Annotated in this window: 21 protein-coding genes; 11 read left to right on the top strand and 10 right to left on the bottom strand. The window is 67.2% G+C overall.

Annotated features, from left to right (window positions below):
* The first annotated feature begins 2 nt into the window (after positions 1–2).
* The 5 genes from phnL (at position 3) to phnE (ending at position 4,779) form a co-directional block, all read left to right on the top strand.
* Positions 3–809 (top strand): phosphonate C-P lyase system protein PhnL, encoded by an 807-nt coding sequence (phnL, locus tag WS91_RS26995; RefSeq protein WP_226377269.1) that lies wholly within the window; start codon positions 3–5, stop codon positions 807–809.
* Between the two features lie 15 nt (positions 810–824).
* Entirely contained in the window at positions 825–2,039 is a 1,215-nt protein-coding gene (locus WS91_RS26990; RefSeq protein WP_059576809.1) for an alpha-D-ribose 1-methylphosphonate 5-triphosphate diphosphatase, read from the top strand.
* 183 nt (positions 2,040–2,222) lie between these two features.
* Positions 2,223–3,122: a phosphate/phosphite/phosphonate ABC transporter substrate-binding protein gene (locus tag WS91_RS26985; protein WP_059671437.1), complete on the top strand. Its 900-nt coding sequence runs from the start codon at positions 2,223–2,225 to the stop codon at positions 3,120–3,122.
* A 47-nt stretch (positions 3,123–3,169) separates the two neighbouring features.
* Positions 3,170–3,970, top strand: coding sequence for a phosphonate ABC transporter ATP-binding protein (gene phnC, locus WS91_RS26980; RefSeq protein WP_226377268.1), 801 nt, complete (start codon positions 3,170–3,172; stop codon positions 3,968–3,970).
* Complete coding sequence (phnE, locus tag WS91_RS26975) at positions 3,967–4,779, top strand: phosphonate ABC transporter, permease protein PhnE (RefSeq protein WP_059671357.1); 813 nt, start codon at positions 3,967–3,969, stop codon at positions 4,777–4,779. The genes phnC and phnE overlap by 4 nt, the downstream gene beginning before the upstream one ends.
* 393 nt (positions 4,780–5,172) lie before the next feature.
* On the opposite strand, the gene WS91_RS26965 is transcribed toward phnE, so the two are convergent.
* The 4 genes from WS91_RS26965 to WS91_RS26950 form a co-directional block, all read right to left on the bottom strand.
* Positions 5,173–6,198 (bottom strand): methyltransferase, encoded by a 1,026-nt coding sequence (locus WS91_RS26965; RefSeq protein ID WP_038745924.1) that lies wholly within the window; start codon positions 6,196–6,198, stop codon positions 5,173–5,175.
* Positions 6,199–6,313: 115 nt separating this feature from the next.
* Complete coding sequence (locus WS91_RS26960; protein ID WP_038745922.1) at positions 6,314–6,709, bottom strand: nuclear transport factor 2 family protein; 396 nt, start codon at positions 6,707–6,709, stop codon at positions 6,314–6,316.
* A gap of 24 nt (positions 6,710–6,733) precedes the next feature.
* On the bottom strand, positions 6,734–7,711 hold the full coding sequence (locus tag WS91_RS26955; protein WP_059671356.1) for an NAD-dependent epimerase/dehydratase family protein: 978 nt from the start codon (positions 7,709–7,711) through the stop codon (positions 6,734–6,736).
* A 39-nt stretch (positions 7,712–7,750) separates the two neighbouring features.
* A complete protein-coding gene (locus WS91_RS26950; RefSeq protein WP_059671355.1) occupies positions 7,751–10,558 on the bottom strand; it encodes a non-ribosomal peptide synthetase in 2,808 nt (935 codons plus the stop codon).
* Between WS91_RS26950 and WS91_RS36450 the strand changes: the two genes are divergently transcribed.
* Entirely contained in the window at positions 10,557–10,865 is a 309-nt protein-coding gene (locus WS91_RS36450) for a hypothetical protein (protein ID WP_156432520.1), read from the top strand. The genes WS91_RS26950 and WS91_RS36450 overlap by 2 nt on opposite strands.
* Before the next feature lie 710 nt (positions 10,866–11,575).
* Here WS91_RS36450 and WS91_RS26945 read toward each other — a convergent pair.
* From WS91_RS26945 to WS91_RS26930, 4 genes are all read right to left on the bottom strand, one after another.
* Positions 11,576–12,778, bottom strand: coding sequence for a sugar diacid recognition domain-containing protein (locus WS91_RS26945; RefSeq protein ID WP_038745916.1), 1,203 nt, complete (start codon positions 12,776–12,778; stop codon positions 11,576–11,578).
* A 79-nt stretch (positions 12,779–12,857) separates the two neighbouring features.
* Positions 12,858–14,312 carry a pyruvate kinase gene (pyk, locus tag WS91_RS26940; protein WP_059576816.1) on the bottom strand — a complete coding sequence of 485 codons (1,455 nt, stop codon included), beginning with the start codon at positions 14,310–14,312 and terminating at the stop codon, positions 12,858–12,860.
* A 73-nt stretch (positions 14,313–14,385) separates the two neighbouring features.
* Positions 14,386–15,552: a glycerate kinase gene (locus WS91_RS26935; protein WP_038745912.1), complete on the bottom strand. Its 1,167-nt coding sequence runs from the start codon at positions 15,550–15,552 to the stop codon at positions 14,386–14,388.
* Between the two features lie 71 nt (positions 15,553–15,623).
* A complete protein-coding gene (locus tag WS91_RS26930; RefSeq protein WP_059671354.1) occupies positions 15,624–16,949 on the bottom strand; it encodes an MFS transporter in 1,326 nt (441 codons plus the stop codon).
* Positions 16,950–17,694: 745 nt separating this feature from the next.
* Here WS91_RS26930 and WS91_RS26925 point away from each other — a divergent pair.
* The 3 genes from WS91_RS26925 to WS91_RS34725 all read left to right on the top strand — a co-directional run bounded on the left by WS91_RS26925 (position 17,695) and on the right by WS91_RS34725 (position 21,459).
* Positions 17,695–17,988 (top strand): H-NS histone family protein, encoded by a 294-nt coding sequence (locus tag WS91_RS26925; protein ID WP_038745908.1) that lies wholly within the window; start codon positions 17,695–17,697, stop codon positions 17,986–17,988.
* A 1,249-nt stretch (positions 17,989–19,237) separates the two neighbouring features.
* Positions 19,238–20,833 (top strand): cytochrome c oxidase subunit I, encoded by a 1,596-nt coding sequence (ctaD, locus tag WS91_RS26920; RefSeq protein ID WP_059671353.1) that lies wholly within the window; start codon positions 19,238–19,240, stop codon positions 20,831–20,833.
* A complete protein-coding gene (locus tag WS91_RS34725) occupies positions 20,830–21,459 on the top strand; it encodes a DUF2244 domain-containing protein (RefSeq protein ID WP_052145061.1) in 630 nt (209 codons plus the stop codon). Before ctaD ends, WS91_RS34725 begins: the two co-directional genes overlap by 4 nt.
* 82 nt (positions 21,460–21,541) lie before the next feature.
* On the opposite strand, the gene WS91_RS26910 is transcribed toward WS91_RS34725, so the two are convergent.
* Positions 21,542–22,234 carry a hypothetical protein gene (locus WS91_RS26910; protein WP_059576880.1) on the bottom strand — a complete coding sequence of 231 codons (693 nt, stop codon included), beginning with the start codon at positions 22,232–22,234 and terminating at the stop codon, positions 21,542–21,544.
* Positions 22,235–22,957: 723 nt separating this feature from the next.
* On the opposite strand from WS91_RS26910, the gene WS91_RS26905 reads away from it, so the two are divergent.
* Positions 22,958–23,284, top strand: a complete 327-nt coding sequence (locus WS91_RS26905) for a thioredoxin family protein (protein WP_059671352.1) — start codon at positions 22,958–22,960, stop codon at positions 23,282–23,284.
* 21 nt (positions 23,285–23,305) lie between these two features.
* Positions 23,306–23,725 (top strand): secondary thiamine-phosphate synthase enzyme YjbQ, encoded by a 420-nt coding sequence (locus WS91_RS26900; RefSeq protein ID WP_038747546.1) that lies wholly within the window; start codon positions 23,306–23,308, stop codon positions 23,723–23,725.
* A gap of 503 nt (positions 23,726–24,228) precedes the next feature.
* Here WS91_RS26900 and merR read toward each other — a convergent pair.
* Complete coding sequence (merR, locus tag WS91_RS26895; protein ID WP_038747543.1) at positions 24,229–24,639, bottom strand: Hg(II)-responsive transcriptional regulator; 411 nt, start codon at positions 24,637–24,639, stop codon at positions 24,229–24,231.
* Positions 24,640–25,215 lie beyond the last annotated feature (576 nt).

Below are 25,215 nucleotides of genomic sequence, written 5' to 3'. Positions count from 1 at the left end.
CCATGACAGACACCACCACGATGATCAGCGTGCGCGGGCTCGGCAAGACGTTCACGCTGCACAACCAGGGCGGCGTGCGCCTGCCCGTGCTCGATTCCGTCGATCTCGACGCGGCCGCGGGCGACTGCCTGATCCTGTCCGGGCCCTCGGGGGCCGGCAAGAGCACGCTGCTGCGCTGCCTGTACGGCAACTATCTGCCGACCGAAGGCAGCATCCGCATCCGCATGCCCGCGAGCGCGACGGCCCCGGCGAACGCGCCGTGGCTCGAGCTCGTCGGCGCGTCGGAGCAGGCGGTGCTGCACGCGCGGCAAATCGCGATCGGCTACGTCAGCCAGTTCCTGCGCGCGATTCCGCGCATCGGCGCGCTGCACGTCGTCGCCGAGCCGCTGCTTCAGCGCGGCGCGAGCCGCCCGGAGGCCGAGGCGCGCGCCGCAGCGCTGCTCGAGCGGTTGCGGCTACCCGGCCGACTGTGGCATCTGCCGCCCGCGACGTTCTCAGGCGGCGAGCAGCAACGCGTGAACATCGCGCGAGGCTTCATCGGCGAGCAGCCGATCCTGCTGCTCGACGAACCGACCGCATCGCTCGACGCCGAGAACGCCGCGATCGTGATCGAGCTGATGCGCGACGCGTGCGCGGCCGGCCGCTGCCTGATCGGCATCTTTCACGATCGCGCGGTGCGCGAAGCAGTCGGCACGCGAACGCTCGCCATGAACGCGCCGGACACCGCAACGCAACCGCATTCGCCCGGCGCGCGAGCCCCGTCGCAGCCGCCGCAACGCAACGCGGCCGACGCCGCGCAACCTGGCTGATCACCGGAGCCGATCATGACGAACAGGACTTATCTGACGGGCGCGCGCGTCGTGCTGCCCGACGCGGTGCTCGACGACAGCGCGATCCTCGTCGAGCATGGCCGCATTGTCGCGATCGAGCCGGACGGTGCAAGCGGCGCCGCGCACGCCGACCTGACGGGGCACACGCTGATCCCGGGGCTCGTCGATCTGCACTGCGACGCAATCGAAAAGGAAGCCGAGCCGCGTGCGCGCGTGCTGTTCCCGCTCGACTTCGCGGCCTCGCAGATCGATCGCCGCAACGCGGCGGCGGGCATCACCACGCCTTTTCACGCGATCTCGTTCGCGAGCGCCGACGCCGGCGTGCGGGACAACGACACCGCGCAGGCGCTGGTGCGCGCGGTCGCCGCGTTCCGACGCAGCGGGCTCGTCGACAACCGCATTCATTGCCGCTACGAAGTGACCGACGCGGCCGCCGCGCCGTTGCTGCATCGGCTGCTCGACGAAGGCGTCGTGGACCTGCTGTCGGTGATGGACCACTCTCCGGGCCAGGGCCAGTTCCGCACGCTCGATGCGTACATCGATTATCTGACGGGCAATCACCGGATCGAGCGCGGCGCGGCGCATGCGATCGCGGCCGAGAAGCTCGCGTCGCAGGCAGGCGCGAACGAACGGATGTCGGCGTTGCTCGCGCACGCGCAGCGCACCGGCGTGCCGACGGCGAGCCACGACGACGATTCGGCCGCGCGCGTCGCCGCGATGAAGCGCCTGGGCGTGCGGATGACCGAATTCCCGACCAACGAAGCAACCGCCCGCGCGGCCGCCGAGCTCGGGCTGCCGGCGCTCTTCGGCGCGCCGAACGTGCTGCGGGGCAAGAGCCAGAGCGGCTCGATGCGCGCGATCGACGCGATCCGCGCGTGCAAATCCGTCTGTCTGTGTTCGGACTATCAGCCGTCGGCGCTCGTCGTGGCCGCGTTCATCGCCGCCGATCAAGCGCAGCTCGACCTGCCGTCGGCGATCGCGCTCGTCACGCGCAATCCCGCAGACGCCTGCGGCCTCGCCGATCGCGGCCGCATCGCGCTCGGCGCGCGGGCGGATCTCGTATCGGTGTCGTTCGAAGAGCGCTGGCCGGTGGTGACGAACACCTGGAGCGCAGGCCGCCATGTATTTTCCACGCGGTATCCGCAGCGCGCCGCCGCAGGCGGATTGACGAGCGCGCTGCGGTCCGGCGAAGCGACTACGGCGCAGTAACGCGGCCGTCGGTCGGTTTGTCGGTTCGTCGGTTCGTCGGTTCGTCGGTTCGTCGGTTCGTCGGTTCGTCGGTTCGTCGGTTCGTCGGTTCGTCATCCTGAACGGCAAACCAATCCGGATCGATAGTCACCCTAACTTTCATCGATTGCTCGCCCCTGATCACCGCATCCTTTGGAGCGCAAATTGAAACTCTCGACAATCCTCGCGGCGGCCGCCGCATCGCTCTGCGTCTCGGTCGGCGCGACACATGCCGAACCCGTGTGCCCGAGCGGCGGCACGATCCGCTTCGGCGTCGTTCCCTACGAAGCCACCGCGCTGCTGCAGCCCGCGTACAAGGAGATCGCGGACCTGATCGCCAGGAAAACCGGTTGCCCGGTGCAGTTGTCGATCGCGACGAACTACAACGCCGAGATCGAGGCGATGCGTGCGGGCAAGCTCGACATCGCCGAATTCGGTCCGCTCGGCTACGTGCTCGCCAACAAGATCGCGCGCGCCGAAGCGGTTGCGACGTTCGCCGGCAAGGACGGCCGGGCCGCGACCTACACCGCGTCGATCGTCACGTGGCCCGGCTCCGGCATCAAGACGCTCGCGGACGTCAAGGGGCAATCGTTCGCGTTTTCGGACCCGGCGTCCACGTCCGGGCACCTGTTCCCGGCATTCGGCCTGAAGAAAGCCGGCATCGATCCGCACGCCGACGTGCGCGCGCTCTACGCCGGCAGTCACACCGCGTCGTACGAGGCGCTGCGCAATCGCAAGGTGAAGGCAGGCGAGCTGAACAGCTCGCAAATCGCGAGCGCGAAGCTCAGCAATCAGTACGACCCGGCAGCGTTCGTGACACTGTGGCAGTCCGAACCGATTCCAATCGATCCGATCGCGATCCGCGGCGATCTGCCGGCGAACGTCAAGGCCAGACTGACCGAGGTACTGAGCAATCTGGATTTCCACGAGCTGTCGCCGGGCACGCAGAAGTTCATCGCCGCAGCGCTGGGGCCGGCGCTGCGTACCGCGCCGCAGACGGACGCTGCGTATGACGTGATTCGCAGCCTCGTTTCGATGCTGAACATCGACTTGAGCAAGCTATGAACCTGCCTGTCGGAACGCCCTCCATCGATGCGCTCGGACACGCGCCCATGTCGTTCGCTCCCATTTCCGCGATGCCGCCGCGCGCCGTGTCCGGCGCAGAGACGAAGCTCGCGGTGCGCGGCTTGTCGATGCGCTATCCGAACGGGCATCTCGCGCTGCGCGAGCTGGATCTATCCGTCCGCGCGGGCGAGTTCGCCGTGATCCTCGGCAGCAACGGCTGCGGCAAGTCGACGTTCCTGAAATGCGTCGCGGGCCTCAACCGGCCGACGAGCGGCACGATCGAAATCGCCGGCCGCAATCTCGCCGGCCTGTCCGGCGAGACGCTGCGCGTGGCGAGACTGCCGATCGCGCTGATCTCGCAGCATGCGAACCTCGTGAAGCGCCGCAGCGTGCTCGCCAACGTGTGCACCGGCGCGCTCGGCCGCTACCGCACGTGGGAAACCGCGTTCGGCCGTGTGCCGCGCGCCGAGGTCGAGCCATCGCGCGCTTTCCTCGACGAAGTCGGCCTGCTGCATCTCGCCCGGCAGCGCGCGAGCACGCTGTCGGGCGGTCAGGCGCAGCGCGTCGCCGTGGCCCGCGCGCTCGCGCAGCGGCCGCAGGTGCTGCTCGCCGACGAGCCGCTCGCGAGCCTCGACCCCGAGGCGGCCGAGGAAGTCATGCGGCTGCTGCGCCGGCTCACGTCCGAAGACGGCATCGCTATCGTCTGCGTGCTGCATCAGCCGGCGCTCGCGCAACGCTATGCGGACCGATTGATCGGCCTGCGCCAGGGCGAGGTCGTGTTCGACGATGCCGCCGCGTCCGTCGATCCCGCGAGGGTGGCCCGCCTCTACGCATCGGAGCCGCAATGAGCCATACGATGAACCACAGCGTGCGCTGCGCGCCGCGGCCGGGCGCGCGCGAGGCGCGGCCCGCCGCCCTGTTCGTCGCGGCGCTGCTCGGCGTCGCGCTGTTCGCGCAGGCCTGTTATGTCGTCGAGGCGCGCCCCCAGGATCTCGTCACCGGCGTGCACGGCATGCTCGACATCCTGTCGCGATCGATGCCGCCCGACTTCGGCAAGCTCGAATCGAGCCTGTGGGCGGTGATCGAGACGGTGGACGTCGCGATGTTCGGCACCGTCTGCGGCGTCGTCTTCGCGTTTCCGCTCGCGATTCTCGCCGCCGCCAACGTCACGCCGGCGCGGCCGCTGTACCTTGCCGCGCGCTCGCTGATCGGCGTCACGCGGGTCGTGCCGGATCTCGTGTGGGCGTTGCTGTTCGTGACGGCGGTCGGCCTCGGCCCGTTCCCGGGCGCGCTCGCGCTGGCCGTGCATTCGGTCGGCATGCTCGGGCGGCTTTTCTCGGAAGTCATCGAGGACATGGACATGGGCCCTGTCGAAGCGCTGACGCTCACGGGCGCGAGCCGCCTGCAGGTCTTCACGCATGCCGTCGTGCCGGGCGTGCTGCCGTCGCTGCTCGGCATCACGCTGTACCGCTTCGACGAGAACCTGCGTTCGTCGCTCGTGCTCGGCTTCGTCGGCGCGGGCGGCATCGGCTTTCATCTGCTGACCGCGATGAATCTGTTCCAGTATCAGACCGTGTCGCTGCTGCTGATCATCACGTTCTTTCTCGTGACGGGAGCCGAACACCTGTCGGCTTATCTGCGCGGCAAGGTGACTTGACGGGATTGGCGCGACTCGCGCAACTCGCGCGGCGCGGCGGGCGGCTTCGATGCATCGCGCGACGCGCCGCGCGCGAAGGCGAACGTGCGCCGCGCGCGCATCGATCGTTGCCGCCCGTTCCTTTCCGTGCGCGCGGCGGCCAATCGGCGCGACATGAACGCTGTGTCCGCGGCGTCGGGCCCGGCGATCGCCGTTCGCCGCCGAGCCTGCGCGCGGCGCCGCCCCGATCCGGTCGATCGCCGCGCGCCGGATGCGCGCGCGTGAACATGCCATCGGCCGTCGGGCGCGAATCCTCGTCGGCGGACGTCACGGCGACGAGGCAAGGCGCGGCGCGGCAAGGCGCGGCGCGGCAAGGCAGGGCGCGCCGCCGATCGGCGTGCCCTGCCGCCCACGTCACCGTTTGACGCCCTCGATGACGCTATGCATGCCTTCGGTCGGATGAACGGCCGTCATCGACAATCCGGCCGCCTCATAGAGCCGCCGGTAGTCGCCGGCCGTGCGCGCATGCCCGCCCGAGCTCATGATGAGCATTTCCAGATCGTGGAGCTTCGCGAAATGCGGCTCGCCGGGCGGCGTGAGCACGGCCTCCACGAGCAGAAGCTTGCCTCCCGACGGCATCGCTTCCGCGCAGTTCGTCATGATCCGGATCGCCTGTTCGTCGTCCCAATCGCAGATGACGTGCTTCATCACGTAGACGTCGCCCTGCGCGTCGACCGACTTGCTCGCGTCGCCCGCGACCACCTCGACCCTGTCGGTCAGCCCGTGCTTCGCGAACAGCCGCCGCGCGCCGTCGCAAGCATGCGGCAGCTCGAAGAGCACGCCTCTTGCCTGCGGATTCGCGGCGAGCAGCGTCGCCAGCAGCAGGCCGTGACCGCCGCCGACGTCGACGATCGTTCGGGCTCCGGAGAAATCGTACGCGCGCGCCACCGGCGGCGATTCGAGTTCGCTGACGCTCGTCATCGCGTCGTTGACGATCTGCGCGACCTCCGGGTGCGAATCGATGTATTCGAAGCCCGGCCCGCCCACTACGTGCTCGAACGCGCTTCGGCCGGTCTTCACGCTGTAGAGCAGCCCGCCCCACGCCTTCCAGCCCACGTCCATGCCCGCCATGCGCGCGAACCCGCGCATCGAGCCCGGCACGTCGCACCGCAGCGTTTCGCCGAGCGGGCTGTTGCTGAAACGCCGCCCGTCCCCTTCGACGAAAACGCCCAGATCGCCGAGTGCGCGCAGCACGCGATATAGCGCTTCCGGATGAGTGTCCGTCGCGGCGGCCAGCTCGGCCGCCGTCCGTTCCTTCTCCGCCAGCAGATCGGCAATGCCCAGCTCGGCCGCGACGTACAGCGCCTGCGCGTGCCATTTCCCGATGATCATCTGCAATATCGCGGTGTGCGGCGCCGGGCTCGCATCCACTTTCGCCATGCAGCTTCTCCTTGTTTCGAAATGGGAATGTGCTCGTCGCCCTGGTCTCGCGCGGCCGCGCGGCGAACCGACGCGGGCCGACGGCACGCGCCGCCGCCCGCGCGAGCCGGGACGATCAAGCCGTGATCAGCTTGATCATTTCCGCCGTGTCGAAATGATCTTCGAACGTGACCGCCTTGCCGTTCACGAACTTCCACACGTGCACGAACTTCAGCGTCGCGCTGCGCCCGTTGACGGCGGTGACGCCGCGCGTGCCGAGCACGACGATCCGGTCGCCGGATTCGATGAACTCCTCCGGCGCAAGCCGCATCTCGGCGATGTGCGTCGGCACGTGCCTGATGAAGGCGATCACTTCGTCGTGGCCCCGCTTCGTTCCGCCGAGCCCGTACGGGCCCATGCCGTCCGGGTGGGTCCACAGCACGTCCGGCGCGAGCGCCGCGAGCACGCCGGGCAGGTCGCGGCGATGGAAAGCCTCGTACGAGGCCCGCACGGTCTGCATGTTGGTCGACATCGGTTATTTCTCCTGTGTCGCGCGTCAGGGCTGCACGGCCGGGTGCGTCTTCACCGCTCCGGGGAAGTGCGTTTCGATCGTCCGGCGCACGCCCTCCTTCCAGTGCACGCCGCAGTCGCCGATCAGCGCGCGCCGCTTCGTGTTGTCGAACGCATAGGTTTCGCGCGTCACGTCGCCGCGCTCGAAACGCGCGTCGACGCCCGTGATGTCCGCGACGTACTGCATGCAGTCCTGAATGCCGACGGCGTCGTCGCCGCCCCAGTTCAGCACGAGTGCGGGCGAGCTCGCCGCATCCCACAGCAGCGGCACCTGCCGGACGAGATCGTCGGTGTGGATCAGCGACGCCCAGTTCTGGCCTTCGCGCGGAACCGGAATCGGCTTGCCGGCGAGCAGTTGCCGGTACAGCAGCACCGGCACGCCGCCGTGCCCGTACGGGCCGTACGCGACGTTCAGACGCGCGATCACGGCCGGCAGGCCGAGCACGGCCGAGAACGCGCGTACGACGCCTTCGCACGAGATCTTGACGATCGGGTACGCGGGCAGCCAGTGCGCGACGCCGTTCAGCGGGTCCGTCTCCGCATACGGATGGTCGAGCGCCTGCCGCGCGTACAGGCTACCGCTCGACACGTAGATGAACGATTCGGCGTGGCGGCAATGCGTCATCACGCGGCCGGTGGCGACCGTGTTGATTTCGATCGCCTTCTCGAAATCGCCGTCCTCGCCGCGCCTGACCGCGGCGTGCAGCACGTGCGTGAAGTCGTCGGGCAGGCCGTCGAGCGTGTCGCGCTCCATGTCCCACCGCCGCGTGTTGACGCCCTTCGCGCGCAACGCGTCCTCGACGCTCGCGTCGCCGAAGCGGCCGATCGCCCATACTTCGTCCTCCGCCGCCAGCGCTTCGGCGACGGGCCGCGCGACCTGGCCAGTCGCGCCCGTGATCAAGATCTTCCGCTTCGCTCGCGTCTGCTTCGCGTCGCCACGCTTGTCGTTGCCTGACACAGTCATGAGCCTCTCCCCTTGGTCATCCGTGACATGAGACGCCGGTCATTTGCCGCCGAGCGCGCGGTCGAGCTCGGCCCGCAGCACCGCCTGGAACGTCGCGACGTGCGCCGGCCCCATCAGCGTGTAGTGCTCGCCCGCCACGTCGATGTAGCGATTCGGCGCACGCGTGAACTCGTCCCACCGGCGCAGCTCCTTGTTCAGCCAGTCTTCCTTGGTGCCGCGCAGCGGAATCGCATAGAAGATCGACATCGACGCCACGTCGCCGGACGGCGCGTACGAACGCCCCAGCGTCAGCAGCGATTGCGCGAGCCCCGCCCAGGCGCGGAACTTCGGCAGATCCAGGTCGAGCTCGGCGAGCCGGCCGGGCGGCGCGTTGTCGATCAGGTACGCGAGCGGGTCCTGCTCGGGCATCGCGGCGCGCAATTGCGGCGGCAGCGTGAGCGACTGCTGCTTGTCGATCAGCGACAGGAAGAACGCGAGGTTGACCGCGCCCTCCACTTCGTCGAGCTCGTCCATCCGGTACTTGATGTGCGGCGGCAGGTTGAAGCTGCCGACGAAATCCACGCGCTCGCCCTGCGATTCGAGCACCTTCGCGATTTCGAACGCGACCGCGCCGCCGTACGAATAGCCGGCCACCGCGTATGGCCCGTGCGGCTGCCGCCGGCGGATCGCATCGACGTACACGTTCACCATCTCGTCGAAGCGGGAGAAGTACGTCTCGCCTTCGTTGAAGCCGCGCGCGCGCAGCGCGTAGAACGGGCGCTCGTTGACGAAGTATTTCGCGAGATTGACGAACACGAGCACCTCGCCGACGCCGGGATGCACGCAGAAGAGCGGCGTCTTGGCGCCCGTGAGCTGGAGCGGCACGACCGGGTCGTATTCGCCCGCCGTCACGCGCTTGCCCGGCGCGAGACGCGCGGCCAGCGCGCGCACGGTCGGATTCTGGAGAATCGTCACGATCGGCAGATCGACAACGGCAAGCCGCTGCTCCACGTGCCGCTTCAGCTTGAGGATGTCGAGCGAGGTACCGCCGAGATCGAAGAAGCTCGCGGTCGCGCTGATCGCGTCGGACTCGACCTGGAACATCTGCGCGAAGATCGCGGCGACCGCCGCCTCGGTCTCGCCCTCGGGCGCGACGTAGCCGCCCATCTGCCGGTTCGCGAGATCCGCGGCGCACGCCTTGTAGCCGTCGTAGCCGCCCGCTTCGAGACGCTTGCGCATGATGGTGCGCTGGGTCTTGCCGAGGCTCGTCTTCGGAAATTCGTCTTCCGGCAGCGGCAGGATCAGTGCGGGCCGGAAGCCCCACAGCAGGATCGTGCTGTTGCGGATCGCGATGATCAGCCGATACAGCTCGTCTTCGTCGTCGAGCGGGAACGACGGCGTGAACGTCACGACGAGCTGCTCGGATTCGTCGCCCGCGCCGCGCGTCGGGAATGCCGCGACGAACGAGCGCTTGATGCCGTCCAGCTCTTCGAGCGTCGTTTCCAGCTCGTGGCTGAAGTAGTTGACGCCGTTGACGATGATGCTGTCCTTGCTGCGGCCGACGAGCGAGAGCCGGCCGCGCTCGATGCGCCCGAGATCGCCGGTGCGGAACCAGCCGTCGTCGGTGAACGCCGTGCGCGTCGCTTCGGCGTTGTTGTGATAGCGATGGAAGATCATCGGGCCGCGCAACTGGAACTCGCCCGTCTCGCCGTCCGGCAGCACGTTGTTGCGGTCGTCCGCGATGCGCATCTGCAGCCCGAGAACCGGCAGGCCGAGCGACGCGAATTCGCGGCCGGCGTCGCCTTGCGGAAACTCACGCGAATACACGGAGCCGGCGCACGTCTCGGTCATGCCGAAGGCCGGCCACAGCGCATCGCGAGCGAGCCCGCACGGCGCGAGGAGATCGAGGAAGCGCTGCCCGGTCGCGACCACGATCGCTTCGCCGCCCGAGACGACATGCCGCAGCGACGACAGATCCAGCTTGCGGCGCAACGCGTTGAACGCTTCGTCGCCCATCGATTCGAGCGCGGCGTTCAGTTGCCCGAACAGAAAGTTCGGCGAGAACGTCATCGTGACGCGATAGCGGCTGATGAGATGCAGGAACCTGAGCGGATCGGTCAGGATCGCCGCGGATTCGACGTGAAGCTGCACCGCACCGACGTAGAGCGGCAACAGATGGGCTTCCAGCAGCGCGGCGACGTGATCGAACGAAATCCAGTTGAACGTGACGTCCGCGCGGGTGAGCTGCTGGCGATCGTTCTTGCCCGCCATCGACGCGAGCAGGTTGCCGTGCGTGAGCACGACCGCCTTCGAATTGCCCGTGGAGCCGGACGTGAGCACGAAGACGGCGGGGTCCGCAGGCTGCGCGACATGAACCGACTCGTCGGGTGTCCCCGCGCGCAGCGCGTTCAGGTTGACCGCGAACGCGCCGCTCGGCAAATCGTTCTTCAGCGCCTCGGTGGTGACGAGAAGCGGATGGTCGAGCAGCGCGTCGACGTGCGCGAGGTGCTTCGCCCAGCGCTCGGGATCGTTGCGGATCGGCACGAGCGGGCACGGCACGAATCCGCCCAGCGTGCAGGCCCAGAACGCCGGGATGAAATCGTTTGCGTGCTCGAGCAGCAGCGCGACCTTCATCCCGGAGCGATAGCCGCGCGCCCGCAGGCCGCCCAGAATGCGGCGCGCCTCGTCCAGCAGCTCGGGATACGTCAGGAACGTGCCGTTTTCTTCGGACTCCGCGGCAACGAAGCGAACGCCCGTGTGCGGATGCAGCCGCGCGGCGCGCAACAGCAGGTCGGCGGCGTTTTGCGGCGAAGGAACGCGCGATTCGTGTTCGGAAAGGCGCGGCGAATCGAGGGTGGATGTCGTCATGGTGCAGGCACTCCATGCTTGTGGCGCAATTGATGAACGACCGCCCGTGCGTGTCCGCGCGGACGCGTCGATTGACGATTGCAGGGTGAATCCCTACCTGACTGGCCGCCGGCTTTCCGAAGAAAGGATCGGCGGCCGATTGACACTCGACTGCATGAGACGAATCGGCCGATCTCCCGGCAAAGGCGGGATTGTTCGGGCGAATTCCGACAATGGCCGCCGCCGCGATCCGAAATGCTCGACTCATTTCAAATCAGGCGCGCCAATGAACCGGATTCCCGAAATAATCCCTGGATTGCTTCGATGAAAGATACGGAACGAATCGATTGTTTTCCGCGCGCCAATGATCGACGCCATTCATTGGCCGCGCGAGAACGATTTACAGCTCGACAACCGGCGAGACGCTGCGGGCAATCGGCCGATCATCGGTGCTCCGGCGCCGTCGATGCGCCGGCGCCGGTTCAAGCGAGCAACATTGAAGCGAAACAGGGAACATTCGTCGTCTCGATGAAACACCGGGAGCTGCAGCGACGACGTTCCCGTATTAATCTTGACGATTGGAACGGAACGAAGTCTACGATAAATCGTGTGATGTTTGAATGCGATTCGCACGAAAGTATTTGTTAAAAATCGAAGTTTCTCGCGAAATTCATAAGACTCCAAACCAATCGGTCGATCCGTTCATTTGCACGAAATCATTCCGCTCAATTCGGCGACATATATCTCCCAAACACGACATGCGCGCACGATATTTATAATCGGAAAATTTCAAAAAAATATCCGTATCATTTACGGATATTTCAGAAAATCGAGCAACGGGTGGTTCGGTAAGCGCGAGACGCCCGGAAACGCGGGCAAGGCGGACGCGGCGGGAAATTAGGTGACAATGGGACGACAACGGGGTTGCGCGCGCCGTTCGACAGCGTGCAGGAAGCGCGGTGAGCGCACGGAACGCGCATGCGAAGGTGCGCGCCGCGTGCGCCCCGGATCGATCGATGCCGTGCGGCTTGCCGCCGATCAGCTCGCCGAACGTCCGTCGCCTGCGCCGCCCTCATCGCCGTCGCGGCGGCTCACCGTCGTCTGCAGCGCGATGTACAGCCAGAGCCGATCGTCCATCGCGCCGAGATCGAGGCCCGTCGCGTCGCGGATCTGCTGCAGCCGGTAATCGAGCGTATTGCGATGAATGCCGAGCGCCTCGGCCGTGGCGCTCGGGTGGCCGTCGTTCGCGTACCAGGCCTTCAGCGTGTCGAGCAGCGCGCCGGAGCGCCGCTCGCGCGCAAGCAGGCGCGTGAGCGGCAAGCGCAACTGCTGCGCCTGCCAGCCTTGCGACAGCGCCGACAGCAAGACGGGCAGCACGAATTCGTAGTACGAGTACGTGTTCTCCCGCGGCGCGCGGGCCGCGCCGACGCGCAGCGTCGCGAGCGCGCACTGATACGAACGCTCGAAGCCGTCGATCCCGTCGAGCGCGATGCCGAGCGCGAGCGAGAACGGCTGCGTCGCGACCTTGCGCAGCGTGCCCTCCAGCGCGGCGAGCCGCTTGCCGGCATGCTTCGCCAGCGCGCCGTCGCGGGCCGCGCGCGCATCGATCGCATCGAACATCACGAGCTCCAGATACGACGTCTTCGCGGTCAGCAACTGCGGCCACTCGTGCGCGAGCTGCGACTGCATCGCCTCGATCTGGCCGACGCCCGCCTCCGGGTCCGCATCGACGCCGCTCAGGCGGCACACGATCGCCGCATGCGCGACGCGCACGTCGATGCCGAGCCGGTCGGCCCATGCTTCGAGCTCGGCGGACGCGGCCGTGCGCCTCAGAAGCTGGAGAACGAACTCTTCCCGATGGCGCGCGTTGCGGCGCAATTCGACCGTCAACTGCTCGCGCTCGAGGATCAATTCCGCCGTGACGCGCAGCAGCTCGCCGAAGCCGCGCACCGCGTCCGGCTCGCCGGTGACGCCGATCACGCCGCACACCTTGCCGCGCACGCTGAGCGGCAGATTGATGCCGGGCCGCACGCCGCTCAGGTTCGCGGCCATCGCGTCGTCGATCTCGACTGCGCGCGCGCGGGCCAGCGCGAGCTGCGCGCCCGCGTGGATCTCGCCCACGCGCGCCGCGTCGCTGCTCGCCAGGATCAGGCCGTGCGCGTCCATCACGTTCACGTCGAACGGCATCACTTCGACGGTGCGTGCGACGATTTCAGTCGCGAGCCGGGCATCGATCATCATGGCGGTCAGGTCGGGTTGCGGGAACGGCGGCAAAGCCGGCGGCCAGGCGGGCCGCGGGCCGGCGCCCGGCCCGACGCCCCTATTGTCGCGTCATTTCGGTCGGCCAGACGATGCGCATCAGGTTCGTCGAGCCGGGATGCCCGAACGGCACGCCCGCGGCGACGACGATCGGGCATTCGTCCGTCGGGAATCCTTCCGCGTGCGCGGCCTCGATCGCGATCTCGACGATGTTCTCGATGCCCGTCGCCTCGACCGCGACGCGCGAGCGCACGCCCCACGCGAGCGTGAGCCGCCGCGCGACGTCGGCGCGCGGCGTGAGGCTCAGGATCGCGGTGCTCGGCCGCAGGCGGGACAGGCGTATCGCGGTGGCGCCCGACGCCGTGTACGTGACGGCGGCGCCGAGCCGCAGTGTATCCGATACCACCTCGATCGCCGCGCCGATCGCGTCGGTGGCGTTCGGCGCGTGCGCGGTGACGATCGCCTTCATCAACTGCGGCTGGATCGGGTCCGCCTCGGTCGTCGCGATGATCTTGCGCATGAAGTCCACCGCCTCGACCGGATACTCGCCCGACGCCGATTCGGCCGACAGCATCACCGCGTCCGCGCCGTCGTAGACGGCCGCGGCGACGTCGGACGCCTCCGCGCGCGTCGGCGTCGGCGCGAGCGTCATCGATTCGAGCATCTGCGTCGCGACGATCACCGGCTTGCCCGCCGCGCGCGCGAGCCGGATGATCCGCTTCTGCACGCTCGGCACGTCCTCGAGCGACATCTCCACGCCGAGATCGCCGCGCGCGACCATCACCGCATCGGCGGCCTCGACGATGTCGACGATGTTCGTCACCGCCTGCGGCTTCTCGATCTTCGCGACGATCGCGGCGCGCGAGCCGATCAGCGCGCGCGCGTCGTGCACGTCCTGCGCGGTCTGCACGAACGACAGCGCGACCCAGTCGACGCCGAGCGACAGCCCGAATTCGAGATCGTCGCGATCCTTCGCGGACAGCGCCGGGATCGCGAGTGTCGCGTCGGGCACGCTGACGCCCTTGCGATCGGACACGATCCCGTCGAGCAGCGCGACCGCCTCGATGCGTCCCGCCGACACCGCCTCCACGCGAAACCGCAGCTTGCCGTCGTCGACGAGGAGCAGATGGCCCGGCCGGGCCGCGTCGAAAATCTCGGGGTGCGGCAGCGACACGCGCTGCGCGTCGCCGGGCGCGGGGTTCAGATCGAACACGAACGGCTGGCCCTTCGCGATCCGCGCGCGAGCGCCCGCGAACTGCCCGACGCGCAGCTTCGGGCCCTGCAGATCGAGCAGGATGCCGATCGGATGCCCGATGCGCGCCTCGATCGCGCGCACGGCCGCGTGGCGCGACGCGTGATCGGCATGCGTGCCGTGGCTGAAATTCAGGCGGAAGACGTCGGCGCCCGCGCGCGCGAGCGCTTCGATCGTGGGCTCCGTGGAGCTCGACGGGCCGAGCGTCGCGACAATCTTCGTCGAACGGCGGCGCTCGCGGTCGGTGTGGCTTTCGTTTCGCATATCCGTGTGCAGAGCTGAGAAGTGGATCGGATGCATGCGGCCGGCCGGCGAACGGGCGGCCGATGCGGGTGCGCTACGCGGCGTGCCGCGCCGGCGCGCGCCGGCCGAGCTGCCAGCCGACGCGAATCGCCGCCGCGACGTTGCGCGCGGCGAAGCGCACGTTCGTCGCCGCGTCGCGAAAGGCCTCGTCGATCGTACACGCGCGCCTGACGGACGCGAAGAGCGCGTCGAAGCCGTGCCGGTACAGCGCGTCGGCCTGGCCCGTTACCGCGCCGCCGATCGCGACGACCGGCACCCCGCATTCCGCCGCGATCCGCGCGACGCCGATGGGCGCCTTGCCGCGCAGCGTCTGGCCGTCGATGCAGCCTTCGCCCGTCACGACGAGGCTCGCGCCGCGAATCGCGTCGCGCAGCCGCAGCGCGTCGGACACGATCTCGACGCCCGGGCGCAGCGTCGCGTTCAGGAACGCGGACATCGCCGCGCCGAGGCCGCCCGCCGCGCCGCCGCCCGGCAGCCGCGCGACGTCCGGGCCGACGTCGCGCGCGACGATCGCCGCGAAATGCGCGAGGTTGCGATCGAGATGCGCGATCATCTCGGGCGTCGCGCCCTTTTGCGGGCCGAACACCGCGGATGCGCCGTTCGGCCCGACGAGCGGATTGTCGACATCGCACGCCACTTCGAACGCGCACGCCGCGAGCCGGCCGTCGAGACCGGCGACGTCGATGCGCGCGAGCCGCTCGAGCGGCGCGCCGCCCGGGCCGATCGGCCGGCCGTCGGCGTCGGCGAGATGCGCGCCGAGCGCCTGCAGCATGCCCGCGCCGCCGTCGTTCGTCGCGCTGCCGCCGAGACCGACGATGAAACGGCGCGCGCCGGCGTCGAGCGCCGCGCGGATCAGCTCGCCCGTGCCCCGGCTCGACGTGACGCGCGGATCGCGCGACTCGGGCGGCACCCGATGCAGACCGCTCGCCTCGGCCATCTCGATGACCGCGGTGCCGTCGGGCAGGATGCCGAACGCGGCGCGCGCCGGCCGGCCGAGCGGATCGGCGACGATTGCCGCGCGACGCTCGCCGCCCGCCGCCGTGACGAGCGCGTCGACCGTGCCTTCGCCGCCGTCGGCGATCGGCAGGCACCGGTAGTCGGCGTCGGCGAACACTTCGCGGAACCCGGCCTCGATCTGCCGCGCCGTTTCGACCGCGCTCAGGCTTTCCTTGAACGAGTCGGGAGCAATCACGATCTTCATCAACGAACCTCTTCGGTGGCGCGCGCGGCTCGCGCGCGAATGCAGGAACGAAAGGCGCGGCATGGCCCGCGTCAGCGGCCGGCGCGGCGCGCGTGCGTGCGCATCACGAGCACGATGCCGACCACCATCGTGCTCGACAGGATGTAGAGCGCGAGATCGGTGCGCTGCGTCGCGTCCTTGATCCAGCCGACGATGTAAGGGCTCACGAACCCGGCGATCTGCCCGAGCGAATTGATGAGCGCGACGCCGCCCGCCGCGGCGGTGCCCGTCAGCACGAGCGTCGGCAGCGGCCAGAACATCGCGAGCGCGGTGAGCGCGCCCGCCGTCGCGAGCACGAGGCCGATCATCGCCGGCACGATCGCGTTGCCGGCCTGCGCGGCCATCAGCAGCCCCGCGACGCCGACCGCCATCGGCACGCTCAGATGCCAGCGGCGCTCCTGGCGCGCATCGGCGGATTTGCCGACGGCGATCATCGCGATGCTCGCGAACAGATACGGGATCGCGCTCAGCCAGCCGATCGCGCCGCTGCCGCCGACGCCGAGCGAGCGGATGATCGACGGCAGCCAGAAGTTGATCGCGTACACCCCCATCTGGATGCAGAAATAGACGATGCCGAATTTCCAGACGGCGGCGTTCAGCAGGATGTCGCGCAACGTGTGCGGCTGGCCGGACGACGCGCGGGCGGCGTCGGCCGCCGTCGTCGCGATCGCGCGGTTGAGTGCGGCTTTCTCGTCGCCCGACAGCCAGCGTGCGTCGTCGATCCGGTCCTGCAGAAACACGAACACCGCGACGCCGAGCACGATCGTCGGCGCGCCCTGCAGCAGGAACAGCCACTGCCAGCCCGCGAGCCCGCCTTGGCCCGCCGAGAAGTGGTCGAGCATCCAGCCCGACAGCGGGCCGCCGATCACGCCGGAGATCGGGATCGCCGACATGAAGAGCGCGATCGCGCGGCCGCGATGCTCGGCGCTGAACCATTGCGTCAGATAGAGCACCATGCCGGGAAAGAACCCCGCTTCCGCGATGCCGGTGAAAAAGCGCAGCGTATAGAACGACGCCGGCGTCTTCACGAACAACAGCGCCGACGACAGCGCGCCCCACACGATCATGATGATCGCGATCCACGCGCGCGCGCCTGCGCGCCGCAGGATCAGATTGCTCGGCACGCCCGCGAGCACGTAGCCGACGAAGAAAATGCCCGCGCCGAGACCGTAGACGGTTTCGCTCATTTGCAGGTCGCTCAGCATCTGCAGCTTCGCGAAGCCGACGTTCACGCGATCGAGATAGTTGAACAGGTAGCAGACGAAGATCAGCGGGATCAGCCGAAACGCGACCTTGCGATAGCCGTCGTTCAGCGGGTCCGATGCGGGCCGCGCCGCGACGGAGGAGGGAGGGGTCATGCGCGTCTCCGGATCGTTCTATATCGTGTGAGCCGTATGGTAGGGACGTCGCGCCGGGGATTCATCGGGCGAATGCACTATAGACGTGACATTCAGGCGAGATTTATGGTGCAAATGTACATGTCGGGCGATCTGCCCATCCGCCTCTGTGCGCGCCGGCGTTGCCCGCGGTGTGCGCGAATCGCTCGTCCTCTGGTCCGCTCTTGCGTTTTTCCGCTTTTCCGCTCACCGGAATGGACGACGCGTTGCTCCATGCCGAAAGTCTCGAGCGTCGGCGGCGCTGCTTTTGCGCGCAGCGCAGCCATTGCATCGGCGTCGACGATGAACGGCGCACACGTGCCCCGCTTCTCGTGCCGTTCGTTCAATCACCGCGACGCTTCCCCTCAGCGACCTCCGACGGCCAATGCCCGCTATCGCGGCCCGCGCCGCCCACGATCCGCACATCGCGGAGCCTCCAAGCCGCTTGCGCCTCGTCGCGGCATTTTCGGCAAGTGGCCGCGGCCGGCCGGAATCAGCTCGGCGTTCCCGCTGCCGGCCGCACCACGAACATCATCGCCATTGCGCGACGCCCGAGGAAGGACGGAGGCCGGCGATTGAATTTCGGCAATCGCGATTTAAAGCGCACTTAATCCATACTTGTCCCATTACAAATGATCAATCTTTAAATTACCATCCAACAATATCGAGTTTATTCAACGGCATACCTCACCAATCGAATATCGTATTCGATCGAAAGAATTCAGGCATGAACAGTTATCAAGAGTACAAACAACACGTCAAATCGCTTCAGGCATCCCTGGACCGGGAACGCAAGGCGATTTCAGCCAAAGTGCTCCAGGAGATTCGCGAATGCGTCGCGGAATTCGGCTTTACGCCTCAAGAAGTATTTTCTTCGAAGAAGAAGCGCGAACCCAAGTACTACGACCCGGTCAGCGGCTCGACGTGGACTGGGCTCGGGCGAGAACCGGCATGGATACGCGGAAAGGACAGGAAGGTTTTCGAATTGTCGAGCCACCAGGACAACGATCATTTGGGATGAAATCGCGGCGCCGAACCGCGCGGTGCCGTCGAGCGTGATGGCCGGCACAAAGGCGCGATTGCGTCGCTCGGCGAATTCGGTCGGAGATTCCACCGGAGATTCGGCCGGAGTCGCGCGCCGATCCGGCTGCCGCTCTCCGGGCAGTTCGGCATCCGGCCAAGCCGAGCGTCGGCCAGCATTGCAGCCGTCGAAAAAAAGGTTCACGATTCGTTCCCGTCATGCATGGGACGTCACACATGCGTCGCCATATCGTGGGAGTTGGAGATTTCGCGAACCCTCCATAAAGCGTAGGAAGGCGAAGAAATTGAACTCGTCCGATTTCCATGTCTCTCATTTTCGTGCAGAGTAAAACTCCGTGCACCACCTGGTCACGGCACACTCGTTGTCTCTAGCTTTCCCCGCGTCTCCGCAAGGGACGCGGGGCTTTTTCTTCGGTCATGCGGCCACGCCAGTCGTTCTGCGCACCATAGCGACATCTCGCATGGCATCGCGGTCATTCGGCGTATGGAGAATCCGTCTCCGCTACCTTCCATCGGCACGACAATCATTTCCTTCAAGCGCCGCGCAGGCTGCACGCGGTCATGGCCTACCGCTTTTTGCAGATGCGTCGAGCGCGCGAAATGAAATTCGCACGCCTTTTCCGGTGTGAGAGCGACCGAAGTCCGAATCGCGATTGAAAGTCGCGCCACGCGCCAAATGCAATCCGCCGATACGCGGCGCATGCGGCGGCAACGCCCACCAGTCGCACGTCGACGCGCCGAATGGTCGATTCGCCGCGAACCGACGCGACACATGCGTGCTTCACCGCACGCCTTGCATCAAACTCGTCGCCGACAACCACTCGCCGCCGGGTCGACGGCTCCCGAGCGGCATTTCTCCCGAACGCTACCCGTCATCTGCTTCACGATTTTTCGCGTCATCTGCTGCTTGAGACGAAAAGCCGCGCGAATTAACCTCGGCTGATCGAAACAGAGGATTTGCCCGGCATCGGCTGCGCGTCGAATCAAGCGACGGCCAAGCGATCCATGACGCGTCGCGTGAAATCTCGTTCACGCCGTGCCCGGCGGCTGGCCGAACACCACTCGCTTCGTCTTCACGAGACGCAGCGCGTCGCTCAGACCGATGACATGCGCGGCGCGATGTTCAGTTGCCTATGGCAAGCGCGTCGGATATCGCGGTCGCGACACGTCGTCGTCAGTTGGCGCGACGGCCTCGCCTGCCGGATTTTCGAGAACGAGACAAGGACACGATGAGCGAAATCTCCACGAACGTGACGGACGTCCACGACGCCGCGCATCACATACCGACCGGCTGGCGCCGCTGGCTGTTCGCGACGAATCACAAGGACATCGGCACGCTGTATCTGCTGTTTTCGGTCATCAACCTGATGATCGGCGGCGTGATGGCGCTCATGATCCGCGCGGAGCTGTTCGAACCCGGCCTGCAGCTGATGCGGCCGGAATTCTTCAATCAGCTGACGACGGAGCACGGATTCATCATGATCTTCGGCGCGATCATGCCCGCGTTCGTCGGCCTCGCGAACTGGATGATCCCGCTGCAGATCGGCGCGTCCGACATGGCATTCGCGCGAATGAACAATTTCAGCTTCTGGCTGCTGCCGATGTCGAGCGCGCTCCTGATCGGCTCGTTCTTCGTGCCGGGCGGCGCGCCGGCCGCCGGCTGGACGATGTACGCGCCGCTCTCCACGCAGATGGGCCCGGACATGGACTTGTCGATCTTCGCGATTCACATCGCCGGCGCGTCGTCGATCATGGGGGCGATCAACATCGTCGTGACCGTGGTCAACATGCGCGCGCCCGGCCTCACGCTGATGAAGATGCCGATGTTCGCGTGGACGTGGATCATCACGTCGTTCCTGCTGATCGCGATCATGCCGGTGCTCGCGGGCGCGGTGACGATGGTGCTGTTCGACCGGCATTTCGGCACGTCGTTCTTCAATGCGTCGGGCGGCGGCGATCCGGTTCTGTATCAGCACATCTTCTGGTACTTCGGCCATCCCGAGGTCTACGTGATGATCCTGCCCGGCTTCGGAATGATCTCGCAGGTGATTCCCGCGTTCGCGCGCAAGCCGCTCTTCGGCTATGCGTCGATGGTGTACGCGACCGCATCGATCGGCATCCTGTCGTTCATGGTCTGGGCGCACCACATGTTCGTGACCGGCATGCCGGTCGCCGGGCAATTGTTCTTCATGTATGCGACGATGACGATCGCGGTGCCGACGGGCGTGAAGGTGTTCAACTGGGTCGCGACGATGTGGCGCGGCTCGCTGACGTTCGAAACGCCGATGCTGTTCTCGATCGGATTCATCTTCGTATTCCTGATCGGCGGCCTGACCGGCGTCACGCTCGCGATGGCGCCGTTGAACGTCGCGCTGCACGGCACCTATTACATCATCGCGCACTTCCATTACGTGATGGTCGCCGCGTCGCTGTTCAGCATCTACGCGGGCTGGTATTTCTGGGTGCCGAAGTGGACCGGCTACTTCTACGACGAGCGGCGCGGCAAGATTCACTTCTGGGGATCGATGATCTCGTTCAACGTGACGTTCTTCCCGATGCACTTCCTCGGCCTCGCGGGCATGCCGCGCCGCTATGCGGACTATCCCGCGCAATTCACCGACTTCAACCAGATCGCGACGATCGGCGCATTCGCGTTCGGGCTGATGCAGGTGTACTTCCTGTTCTGGGTCGCGCTGCCGACGTACATGGGCAAGACGCGCCGCTGCACCGACGCGAAGCCGTGGGACGGCGCGCAAGGTCTCGAATGGACGCTGCCGAGCCCGGCGCCCTACCATTCGTTCGAAACGCCGCCCGTGGTGAAATGACCACCCGCTCATCGGCGTGGCGGCATCCGCGCGGCGATGCGAGCGCGCGGCGCGATCGGTCCGATCGCGGCCCTGCTCCGTGCTCCGACGCATTCGCGCATCCGCGACGCACGCCGCTCGAAGCCGAGCGCCGCCACGTCTGGATGCTGCGGCGCAACTGCGCGCTATCGCCGCGCCAGTCCTTGCTGTCGATCGGGCTCCTGGCCGCGCTCACGCTGGCGGTCGCGACGCCGTTCGCGATCTCCGGCGCATGGGCGGTGTTCGCGTGCGCGATCGCCGAGATCGTCGTGATCGGCGGCTGCTTCCTGCTGTATGCGCGCCATGCGGTCGATTACGATTGCATCGCGCTGACCGAGCACCGTCTCGAAGTGATTCAACGCTGCGGCGCCGAACTTCGACGTTACGAATCGAATCCGCTGTGGGCGACCGTGGAGCTCGACAACGAACGCGATCCCCGGATACGGATTCGGTACAGAGGCGAGGCGGCCTCCGTCGGACAGCACGTCACGCTCGCGCAACGGCGGTGCGTCGTGCGGGAGGTGAATCTGGCGCTTGCAGAGATGAAGCGGCGCATGCCGCGTGTCGACGCCGCGCGCCCTGAACGGCCGCCGCGCGATCCGGCTTGATTCGACGATCGCGCGGCTCGCAATGGCGAGTTCGACAATCGAATCAGTCCGTGTTCACCTGCAACGCTGCCGCGTACGCCGCTCAAAGCGGGTGCGCGGCGCCTGCCTGTTGCAGCAGCGACACGGCGACCGGATCGGGCATGCCGTTGGGGTCGATCGCGCCCGCACCCGCGAGCGCGCCGAGATCACCGTCGACGCCCGCTTGTCCGACGAAAAACGGCGTCGTCAGGAACGCCGGCGTCGCGAACGCAACCTCATAGCGCTGCTGGAGATTCGCGACGACTGCCGTTTGCGCGGCCAGCACGTCCGTCTGATTCTCCAGCACCTGCTGGAAGCGCGAGTTGTTCGGCAGATCCCCGATCAGGCGGGCCGTATTCGTGCCGAGCTGCGCAGCGAGGTAGACGAGCAGCAACTCGGTTTCGGGCGTCGTATTGAACGTCCCGCCGGCATAGGCGAGCGAGTGCAGGCTCGTGCCTCCGGAGGTCACGGTGATAGTGCAAGGAAGCGTCGCATCGAACGTGATGCTGTAGTGGCCGCCGCCGTCCGACAGCGTGGCGGCCGAGCCCTGCGTGCAGTCGACGTTGACCGCCGCGCTCGCGAGCGCCCGGCCGGTGGCGGCGGTGCCGGACAGCGTGACGGTCTGCACGCCGTTATTGTTGAAACACCCGTCGAAACCGAAACATGCCTCGCCGCCGCACGCGTGGAGCGTTGCAAGCGATGCGACGCAAAGTGCGCCCAGCGCCGGGCGAATGACGCGCGCGTTGTGAATGTTCATGGCCGCTGCAGTCGCTAGAAGGAGGAAAAGTCGACCGGTTTCGCGCCGGGAAGCGGGCGCTACGTCCAATTCTAGGTCCTGGGTCGAGAAAGCGCTCGCCGCGCCGATCTCGATCGTGACCGTATCTTGCGCTCGCTCCACGAGGCGCCGGCGCAGCCGGGCAATCGCAATGGCCGTGCTAGATTTGCCACGCGCGGCGCCAACGCGCCGCGACGCCGGATTCGTATTCCACGTTCGCCGTCGCATCGCGCGGAGCGGCCGCCGTATCGGCGATTTACGTACGATGCGACGGCCGCAAGCAACCGCCGAAGCGGCGAGCTCGGGTTCAACGGCAACGTATCGACGCCGCGTGCGCCTTTTCCGAGAACCAACGACTGCCGTAGGCTGTCGCAATAGCGTGGCGAGCCGTGGTTCTCCAGCGTCGGTCGACAAGACGCAAGTCGTACCTGACGTGCTCCGCGGGGCCGCTCCGGACAAGATGTCCTTGGCCGACTACATCGCTGGAATAGCCGCCTTTTGAACGGATGCGCGCCGCCGTCGATCAACTGTTCGGAGAGTTCGCCTCTTGCAGGACGGATTCGATTCGTCGCGGCTCGCGGCGGCAAGCCGAATTGCCCGACGCCATCGCACCCTTTTTCCGCTACAGTTTCCGCTACAGTAAAAGCGCCGGCCTCGAATACGGCCACGACGCAGTGACGCTTTCATCAAGCACATGGAGCCACGATGACCCCTCCACAAGCCTATACCGCCGACGCGCCCACGCGCCCGGAAGTCGACTCGCTCGCCGGAGCCACCGTCATCGAGTTCGGTGCGAACTGGTGCGGCATCTGCACGGGCGCACAGCCCGCGATTCGCGATGCGTTCTTGCCGCACCCCGATGTCCGCCACCTGAAAATCGAAGACGGCCCCGGCCGCCCGCTCGGCCGCTCGTTCGGCATCAAGCTCTGGCCGACGCTGGTGTTCCTGCGCGATGGCGTGGAGGTCGCGCGCGTCGTTCGCCCGGTCAGCGCCGAGCAAATCGAATCCCACGGCTTCGCCGCGCTGGAATGAGCCCACCGGCACCCAATCATCATGCAACAGTCGATTCAACACATCGCCGTCGAGGCGCGCGGGCGCGGCCTCGTCGAGTTCACGCCGCAGGCGCGCGCGTTCGTCGATCAGCAGTCGATCCGCACCGGCCTGCTCACCGTGTTCTGCCGGCACACGTCCGCTTCGCTGCTGATCCAGGAGAATGCGGACCCGTCGGTGCAGCGCGACCTGGAACGCTACTTCGCCGAACTCGCCCCCGAGGACGATTCGCGCTACGAACACGCAACCGAAGGCCCGGACGACATGCCCGCGCATCTACGCGCGGCGCTGACTCAGGTGCAGCTGTCGATTCCCGTCGAGCACGGGCGCATGGTGCTCGGCACGTGGCAAGGCATCTATCTGTTCGAGCATCGCCGCGCCGCGCATCGGCGCGACATCGTGCTGCATCTGATCGGCGAATAAACGTGCGTGCCGTGCGGCATCGCGGAAGCACCGCCGCGCATCGCGAAGCCGGCCGCGCGCGGTTGGGTGCGGCAACCTGCTGACTCCGGGCGCATGTCGGGGATGCATCGGCATCCGCTTGCCATCGAGACGCGGCCGGACACGCCGACCTTCAGGCCGAGGCCGGCTTTCCGCCGGGCCGGCCCTCAACAGGTTCGCGGCGACAGCCCAGCCGGCTCTTGCGCGGCGAGCGCCGTGAAGTCGGGGTCACGCGCCGAATGACGGCCAAATCTCGGCGCCGCTCACGGGCGACGAACCAACCCTGATCGACCCGTGAGTGGCGCGCCCGGCGCGGACCGACACATAAAAGTGCCGGCTTGCCTTGTCACGCAGACAGCGTCGGCAGCCGCGCCGCGTCGACAATCTCACCGGCGAAGTCGCGATGAATTCAGTTCGGCGCACGGTTCGCGCAGGCAAGGCCCGCGGCGCTGGTCGGCGGCCGGCCCGATCGGCCCGAGTTCACGTCACATTGCCCCTTGCAACGACGCGATCAGCGGGCACGACACGTTGCCCTCGTTCACATGGCAGGCCCCCACCAATTGCGCCAGGACCACCTCCATGCGTGCGAGATCCGCGATTTTCGCCCGGATGTCGTCGAGCTTGCGCTCGGCCAGGCGGCTCGCTTCCGCGCAATACGGGCCGTCGTCGAGCTTCAGCAGTTCGGCCACCTCGTCCAGGCTGAACCCGAGCCGCTGGGCCGACTTCACGAACCGAACCCGCGCGACGTCGGCCGCGCCATAGCGGCGAATGCGGCCGTATGGCTTGTCGGGTTCATTCAGCAGCCCTTTGCGCTGGTAGAACCGGATCGTTTCGACGCTGACATCCGCCGCCGCGGCGAAAGCGCCGATCGTCAGATTCCCCGTTTCAGTCCCCATGCCCGTTGACTCCGTACTTAAGTACGGAACTAACCTTACACCATCGGAAGACAATTCGAATAGGAGTAGTCGCATGCCTCGGTCGCGGTCGCAGTCGCGGTCGCGGTCGCGGTCGCAGTCGCAGTCGCAGTCGCAGTCGCAGTCGCAGTCACAGTCACAGTCACAGTCGCAGGGGCGCCGGCGTCCGGCGCAATCGCGGTCCTGCTCGCGTCGACGAGTGGCCTCGGCCCGCCGGCATCGGCGGCGCTAAACGTTCCAGGCGCGTGGCGCGACCGATGGGCCGCGATGATGTCGCATCGCCCGCTATTCATCGACATGGCGCCGCATGTGTTGTCCCTCGCTTCGCGATGGATCTTCCGTGTGGCCCAGGCCCGCCGGTCTCCAGTCGAGCGACGTGTACGCATCGCCGCGCGAGAAAGGTGGCGAAAGGCGGCGAAACGTGCCGGCGATGAGAAAACCTCGATGGATCGTCGGTCCCGGCCGCGCCCATCGACACTCCGTCCCGGTCCGCGACGAAAGCCGTCATGCTGCCCGCGCCTCGCGGAACATGGGCGGCATGCCCGAGCATCATCGATT

It is taken from the genome of Burkholderia sp. MSMB1498 (assembly GCF_001526245.1).
Classification (GTDB): domain Bacteria; phylum Pseudomonadota; class Gammaproteobacteria; order Burkholderiales; family Burkholderiaceae; genus Burkholderia; species Burkholderia savannae.
The sequence above is the reverse complement of the archived record's forward strand: the minus strand, read 5'-3'. Positions and strand labels throughout refer to the sequence as shown.